The 13,898-nt window shown below is 72.1% G+C and carries 21 protein-coding genes; 13 read left to right on the top strand and 8 right to left on the bottom strand.

Annotated elements, in window-relative coordinates:
* Together ACYVHU_RS20425 and ACYVHU_RS20430 are read right to left on the bottom strand one after the other, a co-directional pair.
* The coding region (locus ACYVHU_RS20425; RefSeq protein ID WP_498949390.1) for a cbb3-type cytochrome c oxidase subunit I at positions 1-841 on the bottom strand (841 nt) is incomplete at its 3' end.
* A 17-nt stretch (positions 842-858) separates the two neighbouring features.
* Positions 859-1,221 (bottom strand): DUF3040 domain-containing protein, encoded by a 363-nt coding sequence (locus ACYVHU_RS20430; RefSeq protein ID WP_432941257.1) that lies wholly within the window; start codon positions 1,219-1,221, stop codon positions 859-861.
* A 220-nt stretch (positions 1,222-1,441) separates the two neighbouring features.
* On the opposite strand from ACYVHU_RS20430, the gene ACYVHU_RS20435 reads away from it, so the two are divergent.
* The 3 genes from ACYVHU_RS20435 to ACYVHU_RS20445 all read left to right on the top strand — a co-directional run bounded on the left by ACYVHU_RS20435 (position 1,442) and on the right by ACYVHU_RS20445 (position 3,296).
* The gene (locus ACYVHU_RS20435; protein WP_327307582.1) at positions 1,442-1,837 is read left to right on the top strand and encodes a CBS domain-containing protein; all 396 of its coding nucleotides are present in this window, start codon (positions 1,442-1,444) and stop codon (positions 1,835-1,837) included.
* Positions 1,838-1,887: 50 nt separating this feature from the next.
* Entirely contained in the window at positions 1,888-2,094 is a 207-nt protein-coding gene (locus tag ACYVHU_RS20440) for a DUF2795 domain-containing protein (RefSeq protein WP_078759654.1), read from the top strand.
* Positions 2,095-2,201: 107 nt separating this feature from the next.
* Entirely contained in the window at positions 2,202-3,296 is a 1,095-nt protein-coding gene (locus tag ACYVHU_RS20445) for a glycosyltransferase family 9 protein (protein ID WP_078759655.1), read from the top strand.
* A 54-nt stretch (positions 3,297-3,350) separates the two neighbouring features.
* On the opposite strand, the gene ACYVHU_RS20450 is transcribed toward ACYVHU_RS20445, so the two are convergent.
* Entirely contained in the window at positions 3,351-3,767 is a 417-nt protein-coding gene (locus ACYVHU_RS20450) for a ChaB family protein (protein ID WP_078759656.1), read from the bottom strand.
* Between the two features lie 55 nt (positions 3,768-3,822).
* Positions 3,823-4,230, bottom strand: a complete 408-nt coding sequence (locus tag ACYVHU_RS20455; RefSeq protein ID WP_078759657.1) for a four-helix bundle copper-binding protein — start codon at positions 4,228-4,230, stop codon at positions 3,823-3,825.
* Positions 4,231-4,413: 183 nt separating this feature from the next.
* Between ACYVHU_RS20455 and ACYVHU_RS20460 the strand changes: the two genes are divergently transcribed.
* Positions 4,414-5,421 carry an SDR family oxidoreductase gene (locus ACYVHU_RS20460; protein WP_078759658.1) on the top strand — a complete coding sequence of 336 codons (1,008 nt, stop codon included), beginning with the start codon at positions 4,414-4,416 and terminating at the stop codon, positions 5,419-5,421.
* Here the strand turns inward: ACYVHU_RS20460 and ACYVHU_RS20465 are convergent.
* Positions 5,418-5,915 (bottom strand): hypothetical protein, encoded by a 498-nt coding sequence (locus ACYVHU_RS20465; RefSeq protein WP_078759659.1) that lies wholly within the window; start codon positions 5,913-5,915, stop codon positions 5,418-5,420. The genes ACYVHU_RS20460 and ACYVHU_RS20465 overlap by 4 nt on opposite strands.
* A gap of 166 nt (positions 5,916-6,081) precedes the next feature.
* Here ACYVHU_RS20465 and ACYVHU_RS20470 point away from each other — a divergent pair, with 166 nt between their 5' ends.
* On the top strand, positions 6,082-6,468 hold the full coding sequence (locus tag ACYVHU_RS20470; RefSeq protein ID WP_235000611.1) for a DUF3140 domain-containing protein: 387 nt from the start codon (positions 6,082-6,084) through the stop codon (positions 6,466-6,468).
* A 55-nt stretch (positions 6,469-6,523) separates the two neighbouring features.
* Here ACYVHU_RS20470 and ACYVHU_RS20475 read toward each other — a convergent pair whose 3' ends face one another.
* Genes ACYVHU_RS20475 through ACYVHU_RS20485 form a run of 3 tightly spaced genes read right to left on the bottom strand, consistent with a single transcriptional unit; the run spans position 6,524 to position 8,071 of the window.
* A complete protein-coding gene (locus ACYVHU_RS20475; RefSeq protein ID WP_078759661.1) occupies positions 6,524-7,249 on the bottom strand; it encodes a metallophosphoesterase family protein in 726 nt (241 codons plus the stop codon).
* Positions 7,246-7,500, bottom strand: coding sequence for a BON domain-containing protein (locus ACYVHU_RS20480; protein ID WP_078759662.1), 255 nt, complete (start codon positions 7,498-7,500; stop codon positions 7,246-7,248). Before ACYVHU_RS20480 ends, ACYVHU_RS20475 begins: the two co-directional genes overlap by 4 nt.
* Entirely contained in the window at positions 7,457-8,071 is a 615-nt protein-coding gene (locus ACYVHU_RS20485; RefSeq protein ID WP_078759663.1) for a nucleotidyltransferase family protein, read from the bottom strand. The genes ACYVHU_RS20480 and ACYVHU_RS20485 overlap by 44 nt, the downstream gene beginning before the upstream one ends.
* Before the next feature lie 261 nt (positions 8,072-8,332).
* On the opposite strand from ACYVHU_RS20485, the gene ACYVHU_RS20490 reads away from it, so the two are divergent.
* The 8 genes from ACYVHU_RS20490 (at position 8,333) to ACYVHU_RS20525 (ending at position 13,892) form a co-directional block, all read left to right on the top strand.
* Positions 8,333-8,752 carry a hypothetical protein gene (locus tag ACYVHU_RS20490; RefSeq protein WP_144290645.1) on the top strand — a complete coding sequence of 140 codons (420 nt, stop codon included), beginning with the start codon at positions 8,333-8,335 and terminating at the stop codon, positions 8,750-8,752.
* The gene (locus ACYVHU_RS20495; protein WP_078759665.1) at positions 8,749-9,978 is read left to right on the top strand and encodes an NRAMP family divalent metal transporter; all 1,230 of its coding nucleotides are present in this window, start codon (positions 8,749-8,751) and stop codon (positions 9,976-9,978) included. Before ACYVHU_RS20490 ends, ACYVHU_RS20495 begins: the two co-directional genes overlap by 4 nt.
* Positions 9,975-10,415: a hypothetical protein gene (locus ACYVHU_RS20500; protein WP_235000613.1), complete on the top strand. Its 441-nt coding sequence runs from the start codon at positions 9,975-9,977 to the stop codon at positions 10,413-10,415. Before ACYVHU_RS20495 ends, ACYVHU_RS20500 begins: the two co-directional genes overlap by 4 nt.
* Positions 10,393-10,728, top strand: a complete 336-nt coding sequence (locus tag ACYVHU_RS20505) for a PRC-barrel domain-containing protein (RefSeq protein WP_078759666.1) — start codon at positions 10,393-10,395, stop codon at positions 10,726-10,728. The genes ACYVHU_RS20500 and ACYVHU_RS20505 overlap by 23 nt, the downstream gene beginning before the upstream one ends.
* A 59-nt stretch (positions 10,729-10,787) precedes the next feature.
* Positions 10,788-11,318 (top strand): DUF1360 domain-containing protein, encoded by a 531-nt coding sequence (locus ACYVHU_RS20510; protein WP_078759667.1) that lies wholly within the window; start codon positions 10,788-10,790, stop codon positions 11,316-11,318.
* A 133-nt stretch (positions 11,319-11,451) separates the two neighbouring features.
* Complete coding sequence (locus ACYVHU_RS20515; RefSeq protein WP_078759668.1) at positions 11,452-11,877, top strand: OsmC family peroxiredoxin; 426 nt, start codon at positions 11,452-11,454, stop codon at positions 11,875-11,877.
* A gap of 55 nt (positions 11,878-11,932) precedes the next feature.
* Positions 11,933-12,586, top strand: a complete 654-nt coding sequence (locus tag ACYVHU_RS20520; protein WP_078759669.1) for an alpha-ketoglutarate-dependent dioxygenase AlkB family protein — start codon at positions 11,933-11,935, stop codon at positions 12,584-12,586.
* 85 nt (positions 12,587-12,671) lie between these two features.
* A complete protein-coding gene (locus ACYVHU_RS20525; RefSeq protein WP_498949289.1) occupies positions 12,672-13,892 on the top strand; it encodes an alpha-hydroxy acid oxidase in 1,221 nt (406 codons plus the stop codon).
* The last annotated feature ends 6 nt before the right edge of the window (positions 13,893-13,898 follow it).

Consider the following 13,898-nt stretch of genomic DNA (forward strand, 5'->3'; position numbering starts at 1 on the left):
ACAGGGGCTTGCGGCTGAACACCGGGATGACCTCGGTGATGATCCCGAAGAACGGCAGCGCCAGAATGTAGACCTCGGGGTGGCCGAAGAACCAGAACAGGTGCTGCCACAGGATGGCGCCGCCGTGCTCGGCGCCGTAGACATGGGCGCCGACGATGCGGTCGGCGGCCAGTCCCGCCAGCGCCGCGGTGAGCACCGGGAACGCCACGAGGACCAGGATGCCGGTGAACAGGGTGTTCCACGTGAAGATGGGCAGGCGGAACATCGTCATCCCCGGGGCGCGCATGCACGCGATGGTCGCCATGAAGTTGACCGAGCCCAGGATCGTGCCCAGCCCCGACACCAACAGCCCCATGATCCACAGGTCACCGCCGACGCCCGGTGAGCGCACCTCGTCCGACAGGGGCGTGTAGGCGAACCAGCCGAAGGCCGCCGCGCCGCCGGGCGTGAGGAAACCGAACACGGTGATGAGCCCGCCGAACAGGAACAGCCAGTAGCTGAACATGTTGAGCCGGGGGAAGGCCACGTCGGGCGCCCCGATCTGCAACGGCATGATCACGTTGGCGAACCCGGTGAACAGCGGCGTCGCGAACAGGAACATCATGATCGTGCCGTGCATCGTGAACAGCTCGTTGTAGACCTGGTTGGTGACCACCTGCAGGCCCGGGTAGAGCAGTTCGGCGCGGATCAGCAGCGCCATGATGCCACCGGCGACGAAGAAGCCGAACGCGGTGGCGATGTACATGTAGCCGATGATCTTGTGATCGGTCGAGGTGATCCACGAGACGATCAGGGCGCCTTTCCCGCGGGTGACCGGAGCCGCGGGAGAGGTCTCCGGTATGGGGTTGTCGGTACGGGTCACGAACTCTCCTCGGTGAGGTCGGCAGGGTGGTGCGCCGCCGCGCCCGTCTCGTCGGGGACGCGTTCCGCCGGGACGGTCGCGTGGGCCTGCTCGAAGCGGGAGGCCGGCTCGCCCGGAGCCCGCGGGCCCGGTCCCGGCGGCGTCGGCTCCCGCCCGGCATGGGCGGTGAAGAGGATGAGGACCAGCGCGGCGAAGGCGACCATCGCGCAGATCAACGCGACGGCCCCCTTGGGAACGGGCTCGTAGGCGGGCGTGCCGACGGCCTCGCCGACGAAGCGGCGGACGAACTCGGGGTCCTCCGCCGAGATCCGTCTCTCGATCTCGCGGAGGCGCTGGTGGTCGGATCGCGACAGGGCCATGGCCCGGCCTTTCGCTGTTCATCGATGTGGTGACAAGGGCACGCCGCTACCCATGGTCTCCTTTCGGTAACCCGAAGTGACGGCTTTTCCCGCGGCGTGTCCCCGGCGAAGGCGTTTCGACGCGGGGGCCGGTGGTAGTCGTCCGGCATGGCCCGGGTCATCCGGCCCGCGGCAACGGCGACCCAGGGGAGAGATCATGGCCGGCAAGGTCCGTGAAGTGATGGCACGCAACGTTCACACCGTTCCGCCTCAGATGTCGATCCATGACGCCGCCGCGCTCATGCGCGACGAGAACATCGGTGACGTCGTCGTGGCCGAGGACGATCGCCTGCTCGGCGTGGTCACCGACCGCGACATCGTCGTGCGCGCGGTCGCCGAGGGCAGGGACGTCGACAACGAGCACGTGGACAGCGTGTGCAGTTCCGAACTGACCGTGATCAGCCCGGACGACGACCTGCAGGAGGCGGCCCGCCTCATGCGCGAGCGCGGGGTGCGCCGCATCCCCGTTGTCGAGAACGACCGCGTCACCGGGATGGTGTCGATCGGCGACCTCGCGATCGAGGTGGACCCCGGCTCCGCGCTGGCCGACATCAGCGCCAAGCGCCCCAACACCTGACCGGTTGGACGAGCGTCCGCGCGCCAGAAGCGGACGAGGGGGATCGGATCATGGCACAGGCAGAGTTCATCACCGTCCAAAAGGCGCTGTCCGGCATCGACTATCCGGCGGCCAAGAAGGACCTCCAGGAGCACGCGAAGCGACACAAGGCCGACCAGCACGTCCTGGACGTCCTCGGCAGGATCCCCGATCAGCGCTACGGGGGTCCCGACGAGGTCAGCAAGGCGGTCGCCGAGGCGGCGCGCGGCAAGGGCTGAGGCGCGATACGGGCGAAGGCGGCGGGCGTGGAACCCTCCGTTCCACGCCCGCCGCCGTGCCCGGGCGCGCCCGGTTTGAAACCGGGGGCCGGGGATAGCTGGCCCCCATGCGAGGACCCCGCTTTCCCGATGGCACGCCCCGCGCGCCCCGCCCGGCTCCCGCCGCGGAGCCGACCTCCCGTTCCGAGGAACCGACGATCCTGGTCCTGCGCGCGCTCGGCCTGGGGGATTTCCTCACCTCCGTACCCGCCATGCGCGCGCTGGCCAAGGCGCATCCGGGGCACCGGCTGCACCTGGCCGCCCCGGCGGGGCACACCCGCCTGCTGGAACTGGCGGGGATACGGGCCGGAATCGTCCCGACCCCGCGCCTGATGACCCCGCCGTGGCCACGCGCGTTCCCCCCGACCCTCGCGGTGAACCTGCACGGCCGCGGCCCGCAGAGCACCGCCGCGCTGCGCGCGCTGCGGCCACACGGACTGTGGACCCACGCCCACCCCGACCTGCCGGGGCAGGACGGGGTGCAGTGGCGGCCCGGCCTCCACGATGTCGACGTGTGGTGCCGACTGCTGCGCTCCTATGGGGTCGACGCCGACCCCGATGACCTGCGGCTACCGCCCCCTCCGGTGGGAAGCCGCCGTCCGGGGGTGATCGTCGTCCACCCCGGAGCGGCCTTTCCGGCCCGCAGGTGGCCGGAGTTGCGCTTCGCCGAGGTGGTGCGCAGGCTCACCGCGGCCGGACACGACGTCGTCATCACCGGTTCGGCCGAGGAGCGGCCGATCGCGCTGCGGATCGCCCGCGTGGCCGGCCTGGACCCGTCCTCCGTGTACGCCGGTCGCACCGAGTTGTTCGACCTCGCCGCCCTGATCGCCGAGGCGTCCCTGCTGATCTGCGGCGACACCGGCGTCGCCCACCTGGCGACGGGGTATGCCACCCCCTCGGTCCTGCTGTTCGGACCGGTATCGCCGGCCCTGTGGGGTCCGCGCGTCGACGGGTTGATCCACGTCTGCCTATGGGCTGGACGCAGCGGCGACCCGTGGGGGGCCCGACCGGACCCGGGTCTGCTGCGCATCACCACGGGCGATGTGCTCACCGCGGCGGAGGAACTGCTGGACCGGCTCGCCTCTCCCGCCGTCCCGCGGGTCCCGCGCCGACGTGACGCCGTACACGACGAAAACGCGCGGGTCCTCCGGGGAGGTCGCTGAGAGAGCGGGGCGGACCCCACGCGAGGAGGTCCGCCCCCGGCGGCGCGTGACCGCTCAGCCCTTGTCCCGGGCCTGGCGGGTGGCCCTGTCGTTGGCCTTGCGAAGGGCGCCCACCAGCTCCTGCTTGCTCATCTTGGAGCGGCCCTCGACGTCGAGCTGCCGAGCCCGCTCATACAGGTGCTTCTTGCTCGCGTTGGCGTCGACGCCTCCCGCGGTCTCGCGGTCGCTCCCCCGCCCCTTGGGTGCGCGGGGATTGGCCGCCTGGGCGTCCGAGGGCCCCTTGCGCCCCTTGGGCTCCCAGTGGTCGCCGACCTTCTCGAACTCGTGCTTGAGCGCCGCGTAGGCGACGCGATGGGCACGTTCGCCCTCGCCGTAGCTGTCCACGGCGGAGTCGTGGGCCTTGGACCAGGTCTCCTGTGCCTTCTGCGGCGAGCGCCGCAGCGTCGCGGGAAGCTCCTCACGGGCCGGCATCCAGGTCACCTTCCTCTCCGCTCGGTCGGGCCGGACCCGAAGGCCCGGCAGGGGTTCACGGCAACGTCGCGAGCAGCCTGCGGCACGCCTCCGCACCGGCCTGACACGCCTCGGCGCACAGGCGGCAGTGCTCCTGGGAGTCGGCGTGGCGCGCGCACTCGAGCGCGCAGACCTTGCACGACAACAGGCACGCCTCCAGCACCGATCGATCCACCTCCGGATCGGCCTCGGTGCGGCGGGTCAGCACACGTTCGGCCATGGCGCAGACATCGGCGCAATCCAGCGCGCGCCGGATGGCGGTGACCACGTCACGGACGTCGATCTCGCCCAGGCAGGCGTCCGCGCAGGCGGTACAGGCGCGCGCGCACTCCGCCAACCGTTCCACGCACTCGGCCAGCGCGTCGATGTCGCCGGCGGCGTCACGGGGGTGGGCGCGCAGGAACCGTTGGGTCCGAGAGGCCATGGCTCCCCCTTCGACTCGCGGCGCGGAACCTCGTACCACTCGGGCTACCGCGAAACCATCGCGGTAAACGCCGCCCGTCGCGGCCCCGGTCCGGGCGTGGGAACGCCCGGACCGGGTAGTCGACCATGCGGCCCGGCCAAACGGCGGGGCCGTGGTGACCGACGAGCGAGGAGGACATTGCGCATGCCACGGGTGGTTGTGGTGACCGGAGCCGGAGGCGGTATCGGACGGGCGGTCGCCCGCGCCTTCGCCTCGCGTGGTGACCACGTCGCGTTGCTGTCCAGGGGCGAGAAGGGGTTGGAGGGGGCCGCGGCCGACGTGCGCGCGGCCGGCGGGGCGGCGTTGCCGCTCCAGGTCGACGTGTCCGACCACGAGGCCGTGGACCGGGCCGCCGCCCGGGTGGAGGAGGATCTCGGCCCCATCGACGTGTGGGTCAACAACGCCTTCACGTCGGTGTTCGCGCCGATCGCGCAGATCCGGCCGGAGGAGTTCCGGCGGGTCACCGAGGTGACCTACCTCGGCTACGTCTACGGGACCAAGGCCGCGCTGGACCGGATGCTGCCACGCGACCGAGGCACGATCGTGCAGGTGGGGTCCTCCCTCGCCAAGCGCGGCATCCCCCTCCAAGGGGCCTACTGCGCCGCCAAGCACGCCATCCAGGGCTTCCACGAGTCGCTGCGGTGCGAACTGCTGCACGACCGTTCCGGCGTGCAGACGACCATGGTGCACATGCCCGCGGTGAACACGCCCCAGTTCGACTGGGTGCTGTCCCGGCTGCCCGAGCGCGCCCAGCCGGTGCCGCCGATCTACCAACCGGAGGTCGCCGCGCGCGCCGTCGTCCACGCCGCCGACCACCCGGGCCGCCGCGAGTACTGGGTGGGCTACTCGACCGTCGGCACGATCCTGGGCAACAGGCTGGCTCCGGGGCTGCTGGACCGTTACCTGGCCCGAACCGGCTACTCCTCGCAGCAGACCGGCGAGCCCCGCGATCCGGACCAGCCGGCGAACCTGTGGGAACCGGTGGACGGGCCGGGGGGCGGAGATCACGGCGCACACGGCTCGTTCGACGATCGCGCGCGATCCCGCAGCCCCCAGGCCTGGGCGTCGCGGCATCGCGGCGCGCTGGGCGCGGCGGCAGCGGGCGTGGCAGCGGTCGCCGGGGCCGGCCTGGCCCGGCTGCTACGCCGCTAGGAGCCCCGCTCCGTCCGGGCCTCGCCCGGCGCGGAGCGCTTCCCCTCGTCGCTTCGCATCCGGCGCAGCGCGGTGGCCAGGGTCGCCCCGAAGACGACGTGGGCGGCCGCCATCGTCCCCACCCGGTGGGGGGCGTCGCGATGCGCGGGTGGCTGGATGCCCATGGCCGGCACCCAGCCCTCGTAACTGGCCCCCCACACCGCCATGGCGTAGCCGACGCCGGTGAGGACCGTGGGCCGGCGACGGCCGGTCAGCAGCCCGAAGAGGCCGCCGGTCGCCGCCCCGAATCCCAGGTGCGCGGCCACGGCCAGGCCGCCCTCCCCGGGGCGGGGGCGGTGCGTGCCACCCCCGGGCAGGAACCTGCGCACGATGAGCGTGGGAGGTTGCCGCCCCATGAGGCCGAAACGGCGGGCACCGTACATGACCGAGCTCATCGCGCCCGTGGCGACGGCCCCGGCCACCGCGCCCTCAAGAACCGACCTGACGGGTCGCATGCGTCCTCCTTCTCTCCCGGGCGCGGGCCTCCCGCGCCCCGGACGACCGCTACCACCGGCATCACGGACCAAACCCGGGCGCCCCGGACTCGCGTGGCCGACGGTTTGGAGGTGCTGGATTCCAGGTAGGGGTCCGCGGACTCGAACGTCGAACGAGGAGGTCGGTGTGAACCAGGAGCATCTGGATCCGGCGTCGGAGCGGCTGTGGCAGGAGTTCCACCGAATCGTCAACATGACCGGAGAGGAACTGCGCGCCTGGTTGCTGACCGACGCCTCCGGTGAGCAGGCCTTCGTCCCCGACCCCGACCTGGACATGTTCCAACTGGGCCGCGGGGTGGTCCACGTGCTGTCCAAGCGCAAGGTGGACCTGACCGCCGAGGATCTGGCGACGATGCGCGAGGTCGTCAACGAAGCCCGCGACCTGCTGGAGCGGCCCCGACCACAGGACGAGGGGTGGCGCCACGCCCTGATGCGCCTCGGCCACGACCCCCTACGGCCAGGGGCGTCGGAGACCGAGGAGGAGATAGGCGGGGAGGGGCGGGAGGACATCTGAGCCACCCCACCGGACACACGCCGTGGCCCGGCCCTGGAGCCGGGCCACGGCGGCCTCAGTCCTCCCCCGGAACCTCCAGGCTGTAGAGACCATAGGTACGCCGCAGTACCGGCAACGCCACGTTGCGGACGCGAACCCCGCCCGGGGTCATGCCGCACTCGACACCGGCATGGGCGTGGCCGTGGATCCCCAGAGCGGCACCCGCGTCGTCCAGCGCCTCCGCCAACAGGTAGCTGCCGAGCATGAGGTAGATCTCGGGCGGTTCCCCCGCCAGGGTGTCCTTGACCGGCGAGTAGTGGGTGAGACCGACCCTGACGTCGGCGTCCAGCCCGGTCAGCGCCGTGGCGTACCTGGCCGCCAGGTCACGGCCGTGACGCACGAACTCCTTGAGTTCCGGCTCCCCGAACTCGGGGGCCGCCTTACCGGCGAACCCCCCGCCGAACCCCTTGGTCCCGGCGACCCCCAGACGCCCGCCGGGGCAGTCCAGGGTCACCCCCTCACCCTCAAGGACGGTGATGCCCTCCGCGCGCATCAGCTCGGTGATCTTGTCCGCCTCGTCGGAGTGGTAGTCGTGGTTGCCGAGGACGGCGATCACCGGAACGCCGACGTCGCGGAACTCCTCCGCCACGACGCGTCCCTCCGAGGCCGTGCCGTGTTTGGTCAGGTCCCCGGCGAGCAGCAGCACGTCGGCGTCGTCGGCCAGCGTGCCCAGCTGTGCCCGGTACTGACCGCTCATCTCCTCGTCGAGATGGACATCCCCCACCGCGGCGATTCTGATCATGACAGTCGTTCCTCCTCCGGCCTGCCCCCGACGTGGGCGATCGACAGCTCGTCATGGACGCGGCGGTCGGGTACCAGTTCCCTGGCGACCTGGAGGATCCTCTCCCGACGCTCGGCGCACGCCACCTCCCCGCTGAGGTAGACGTCATCGCCGTGGACACGTACCCGGACCCCCATCTCCGCGGTCCGCGGATCCGCGGCCAACGCCTCACGCAGATGGGTGGCCAGGTACTGGGGCTCTTGAGCAGACACGCTCGTCTCCTTCCTCGTGTTCGATCACGCCGAGACGCAGCAGCAGCGTCAAGAACGCATAGGCGTAGGGCGAGTGGGCGCTCTCACGGAACACCCGCCCCCAGTCGGCCTGCTCGCGCAGGGAACGCGCCATGGCCAGCGGCCCGGCGAAGTCGCACTCGTGCTCGGTGAAGGACCGCAGCAGCATGACCAGCAGGTCGGTGGCGTCCAACACCGGGACGAGCACCGAACCGACCTTCAGCGGGGTCGCGCGGTCCAGCATCTCCGTGGTGATCGGCTCGTCGGCGGGCCGATGGATCAGGTCGACGAGGTTGTCCCCGTCGTACGCCTTGGCCAGCCAGTCCTCCACCGCCTCGGCGGGGCGCAGACCGGCCTTCGTCAACACGTCCAGGGCCCGTTCCACGTCCTGCGGCAACACCACGAAGTCGACGTCGTGGGTGGACCCCGCGGCGCCACGCGCATAGGCGGCGAAGCTGCCGCTGAGGGCGAAGGGAACCTCCTCCGCCTTCAACGCGGTCGCCACCCGCTTCAGCGTGGTCAGCAGACTCGTCATATCGGAGCCGTCTCTCATCCCATCCCCTCGTGCCTCGCCGGCCCCTGACCGGGGAGGGGCCGCACGGTCTCTCTCCGCAGGTGTCCATCCGCTACCTCCCCGCCCTCCGTCCAAACCCGCGGACGCACCGCCCCGCCTCCGCGGTGATCCCCCAGCGCCGGCGGTGGGCGTGGACCCGACGTTTAGCACCCGGGCCCGGCGGTAGGTGGGCCCGGCACGGGGAGCGGGATCGGACGCGAGCGACCGGGGGGACGGATGCGGCGCACATCGTCGGCCGTCGTGGCCCTTTCGCTGCTCCTCGTAGCGGGATGCGCCGGCCCCGTCCGCACCGACGCCGGCTACCGGGAGAAGGCGAACCAGAGCGCGCTCCACCTGCTCTCGGCGGCGCGCACCGGGGTGGCCCTCGCCGACATCGCGCGGAAGGGGGACGCCTTCACCCCCTACCTGGAGACCTCGGTGGGGGACGTCGAGGACGACGCCCTGGCCGTCCGCTCCTCCTTCGCCACCCTGCAACCGCCGACCCCCGTGTCAGACCCCCTGCGCGCACGGGTGGACGCCCTGGCTGAACACACCACCCACGGGCTCGCCCACCTGCGGATCGGGGTGCGCCGGGGCGACATGGACGCGGTCGCGCGGGCCCGCGCGGCGCTGCTCCTGACCGGGGACCGGCTCGACCGCGTGGTGGAGGGCACCCGGTGAACAGGCTGACCTCGTTCACCCTGGGGTTCCTCACCGCCATCGGCGGATTCCTCGACATCGGTGACATCGTCGCCAACTCCCTGGTCGGAGCCCGCTTCGGGATGTCACTGGCCTGGGTGATCCCGGTCGGCGTGATCGGGGTGTGCCTGTTCAGCGAGATGGCCGGGCGCGTCACCGCGGTCAGCGGCCGCCCCGTGTTCGACCTGGTACGCGAACGCCTGGGCGCGCGGGCCGGACTCGCCAACCTCCTCGCCTCCTCCGCCATCACCCTGCTGGTGTTCGCGGCCGAGATCGGCGGTGTCGCGCTGGCCCTGGAACTGGCGAGCAGCGTGCACTACCTGCTGTGGGTCCCGGTCGTCGGGTTCCTGGTGTGGGCGGTGATCTGGCGGCTGCCCTTCGAACGGATGGAACGGACCTACGGTCTCCTGGGCCTGGCGATGGTCGTGTTCGCCGTCGCGCTGTGGCGGCTCGGCCCCGACTGGGGCGCCCTCTGGCACGACGCGCTGAGCCCGGCTCCTCCCTCCGGCGAGGACTGGCCCACCTGGTGGTACTACGCGATCGCCGTGTTCGGCGCCGCGATGAGCCCCTACGCGGTGGTGTTCTTCTCCTCCGGCGGGGTGGAGGAACGCTGGAGCGCGCGCGACCTGACCCTCCAGCGCCTCAACGTCTTCTTCGGCTTTCCGCTGGGCGGGTTGCTGGCGCTGTCGCTGATGGCGGGGGCCGCCGTGCTGCTGCATCCGGCCGGCATCCAGGTGGACCACCTGAGCCAGGCCACGCTGCCCGTGGTCGTGTCACTCGGAAAGGTCGGGCTGGTCATCGCGATCGTGGGCTTCTTCGCCTGCACGTTCGGCGCGGCGCTGGAGGCCGGCCTGGCCACCGGGTACGGCGTGGCCCAGTACTTCGGCTGGTCATGGGGGAAGTCGGTCCGGCCGGTCCAGGCGGCGCGCTTCCACACGCTGCTCCTGGCGACCGTCCTGGCGGGCACCGCGATCGTCCTCACCACCCTGGATCCCGTCAAGGTCACCGAGTACGCCATCGTGCTGTCGGCGGCGGCCCTGCCGTTGACCTATCTGCCGATCTTCATCGTGGCCAACGACCGCGGCTACCTCGGCGACCGGGTGAACTCGCGGTTCACCAACATCGTGGCGACGGTCTACCTGTTCCTGGTGCTGCTGGTGGCGGCCGCGACCCTGCCGTTGATGCTCTGGACGAAGGCGGGGCAATGAACACGGGGCGCGGCGGAGACGACACGGGCCACGGTGCCGGCCCCGGTCTTCCCCGGGTCATGCGCCTGGGCTTCGCCGTCCTGGACCGCCAGATCCTGGACGTCGACGGCGTTGCCGTGGGCAAGGTCGACGACGTCGAACTGTCCTGGGAGGAGGGACGACGTCCGGTGCTGAGCGCGCTGCTCACCGACACCGGAGCACTCGGCCCACGCCTGTCGGGCCGGTTGGGGCGGACCTGGCGGACGCTGCTGGGGCGGCTACGCCCCAGCGGGGACCTGCCCGTCCGGATCCCGCCCGACCAGGTCCACACGTTCACCCCGGCCACCCGGCTCACCCGCCCCGCGCCGCCGCAGACGCGCGTGGTGGAGGACTGGCTGCGCACACACCTCATCGAACGCATCCCCGGAGGCGGTCATGCCGACAGTGACGGCCAGTAGCCTGCTGGGCCGCGAGGTCGTGGACCGCTCGGGAGAACGGGTAGGGGCCGTCCACGACATCGTTGTCAGGCGGCGCGACGACGGCGGCTACGAGATGGCCGGATTCGTCGTCGGGCGCAGCGCGCTGGCGGGACGGTTCGGCTACGGCGCGACGCTGGCCCCGCCCACCCCGCTCCACGGCCTGCTCGCCTGGCTCCGGCGGCACGAACGCTATCTGCCCTGGGAGGACGTCGCCGACATCGGGGAGGAGGTGATCCGCGCCTCGGTCGCATCAGCCGACCTCACCCCCGCCTGGCGGGCCGAGCCCCGCTGACGGCCAGGGCGGCACGCCGCCCTTTGGACACGCCCACCGAAAGAGGGAGCCGAAGACCCATGAATCAGATCAGCAAGACCGCCAAAGCCGAGGAACGCGCCTACTCCGGCGACGCCGACCGGCCCACCGGTTCCTACCTCGTCACCCTGCTCGCCTACGGCGCGAGTGTGGGCGCGATCGCCGCCGTGACACGGCTGGCCGGGAAACGACCGCCCGAGGGCCTGTCGCCCTGGGACCTGTTCCTCGTCTCGATCTCCACTCACAAGCTGTCCCGGCTGATCGCCAAGGACCCCGTCACCAGCCCGCTGCGCGCACCCTTCACCCGCTTCCAGGGCGCCTCCGGTCCCGCGGAACTCCACGAGGAGGTCCGCGGCAGCGGCCCCCGTCACGCGATCGGCGAACTCGTCACCTGCCCGTTCTGCATGGCGCAGTGGGTCGCCACGGCCCACGTCGCCGGACTGGTCCTCAACCCCCGGTTCACCCGGCTCGCCGCGGCGACGATGACCGCGGTCGGGGTCGCCGACTGGCTCCAGCTCGGCTACGCCTGGTTGCAGCAGCGCGCGCAGGGCGATGGGGACGAGGAGGGGTGAGCCGGCTCCCCGACCGCATCAGGTCGGGTTCGGAATCCGGCCCGGAGGAACCGGACGGTAGAGCCGTTTCCCAGGGGGAAGGACGGGAGTAGCGCTCAGGCGCCCCGTCCTCGACCCGTGAAGGAGCGGCCCCATGCCCGTCGTCCGGTCCGCGCGCACCCTTTGGGAGGGAAGCCTCGCCGAAGGCCACGGCAGCGTGTCCTTCCTGTCCTCAGGACTGCCGGACGGGCACGTGAGCTGGCAGGCCCGTGCGACGCGGTCCAACGGGGCGACCAGTCCGGAGGAGCTCCTCGCCGCCGCCCATTCGGCGTGTTTCTCCATGGCACTGAGCAACGCTCTGACGCGGGCCGGCACACCCCCGCGCGCCATCGACGCCGGCGCCGAGGTCGCCTTCCAGCCGGGTGTCGGCATCACCGGCATCCGGCTGGTCGTGCGCGCGTCGGTCCCGGGAATCTCGGCGGAGGAGTTCGCCGCGGCGGCCGAGCTCGCGCGGACACACTGTCCGGTGAGCCAGGCCCTGGCCCAGACGACGATCACGCTGGAGGCCGTCCTGGAATGAGCGTCGGCCGCCCCGAACCGTCCCCGCCGTCCTTCCGTGGAGGAGCATGGGGGACATGACCGATTCCCTGTTCCCACCGGGCCCGGTCACCGTCGCGCCCGGGGCGATCCACCTGCCCGGCCGGCTGGACCTGGACCGACAACGCGACCTCGTCGAGCGCTGCCGGACCTGGGCGCGCCTCCCCGGGGGGATGCGTCGGCACCGGATGCCGCGCGGCGGGAGGATGAGCGTCCGCATGCTCTCGCTCGGCTGGTACTGGGAGCCCTACCGCTACACGCGCACCCTGCCCGAGGGGACGCCCGTACCTCCGTTCCCGGCCGTTCTGGGCGACCTGGCCCGCGAAGCCGTCACCGCGGCCTTCGGGGCTCCCCCGCCCGCCGGGGCGCCGCCCTACGACGTGGCACTGGTCAACTTCTACGACCCCACCGCCCGCATGGGGATGCATCGCGACGCCGAAGAGCGCGCGGACCTCCCCGTGGTGTCGATCAGCCTGGGCGACACGTGCGTCTTCCGCTTCGGCAACACCGAGACGCGCACCCGCCCCTACCGCGACGTCGAGTTGCGCAGCGGGGACGTCTTCGTGTTCGGCGGGCCGGCCCGGCGCGCCTACCACGGGGTTCCCCGGATCCTGCCGGGCAGCGCCGACCCCGCCTGCGGACTCGCCTCGGGCCGCCTCAACATCACGATCCGCGCCTCCGGCCTGGCGTGACCCGGGCCCCGGCCCCGGCGGCGTCCCCGCGTCTCACTACGCTGTGGTCGGACACATCGCCGAATGAGGAAACGGGGCGCACCGCATGCGGCTGTCGGATCTGGGACCGCTGATCAGGCTACGTCGGCCCGAACCCGATGCCCGGCGGCGCAACGCGCGCTCCTGCCACAACGTGACGGACTTCCGCGCCCTCGCGCGACGCCGGCTGCCCCGGGCCGTGTTCGACTACATCGACGGCGGCGCCGACCGTGAAAGCGGCATGGCCGCCAACAGCGCGGCGTTCGAACGGCACGAACTGCTCCCGCGCGTGCTGCGCGACGTGTCCCGCGTCTCCACCTCGACGACCCTGCTGGGCGTCCCCGCGCGGATGCCGCTGGGGCTGGCGCCCACCGGATTCACCCGGATGTTCCACCACGAGGGCGAGCACGCCGTGGCGCGCGCGGCCGCCGCCGCGGACGTGCCCTACGCCCTTTCCACGATGGGCACCGTCTGCGTGGAGGACCTCGCCGCCCACGAGGACGCCGACCTGTGGTTCCAGCTCTACATCTGGCGGGACCGCGGGCTGACCACCGACCTGGTGGACCGCGCCGCCGAAGCCGGCTACCGGGTCCTCGTGATCACCGTGGACACCCCCGTGACCGGCATGCGGGAACGGGACCTGCGCAGCGGTTTCACGATTCCGCCGACCATGGGACCGGCCACCCTGGTGGACCTTGCCCGCCGGCCCGGCTGGTGGTTGCCCTTCCTCGCCTCCGAGCCCATCACCTTCGCCAACGTTCCCCCGCACCTCCTGCGCGGCACGGAATCGGCGATGGCCTTCGCCGCCCGCCAATTCGACCCCTCGGTCACCTGGGAGGACATCGCGCCGATCGCCGCCCGCTGGCCCGGACCGGTGCTCCTCAAGGGGGTGTTGCGCAGCGACGACGCGCTGCGCGCCCGTGACATGGGGCTGGCCGGGGTGGTGCTGTCCAACCACGGCGGGCGCCAACTCGACCGGACGGTCACCCCGTTGGACGCGCTGCCCGGGGTCCGCGCCGCGGTGGGGCCGGCGTTCACCGTCCTGGTGGACTCGGGGGTGCGCCACGGCTCCGATGTCGCCCTGGCCATCGCCCTGGGCGCCGACGCCGCGCTCATCGGCCGCCCCTACCTGTACGCCCTGGCCGCGGCCGGAGACCTCGGCGTGGCACGGCTGATCGCGCTGCTGGAGGGACAGCTGCGCCGCACCATGCAGCTTCTCGGGGTCACGTCGGTCGAGGAGCTGCGGCGGCACGGCGGTGAACTGGTGTCCTCACGGCCGGCGGACTGAACGCGC

Source organism: Marinactinospora endophytica, assembly GCF_054780875.1.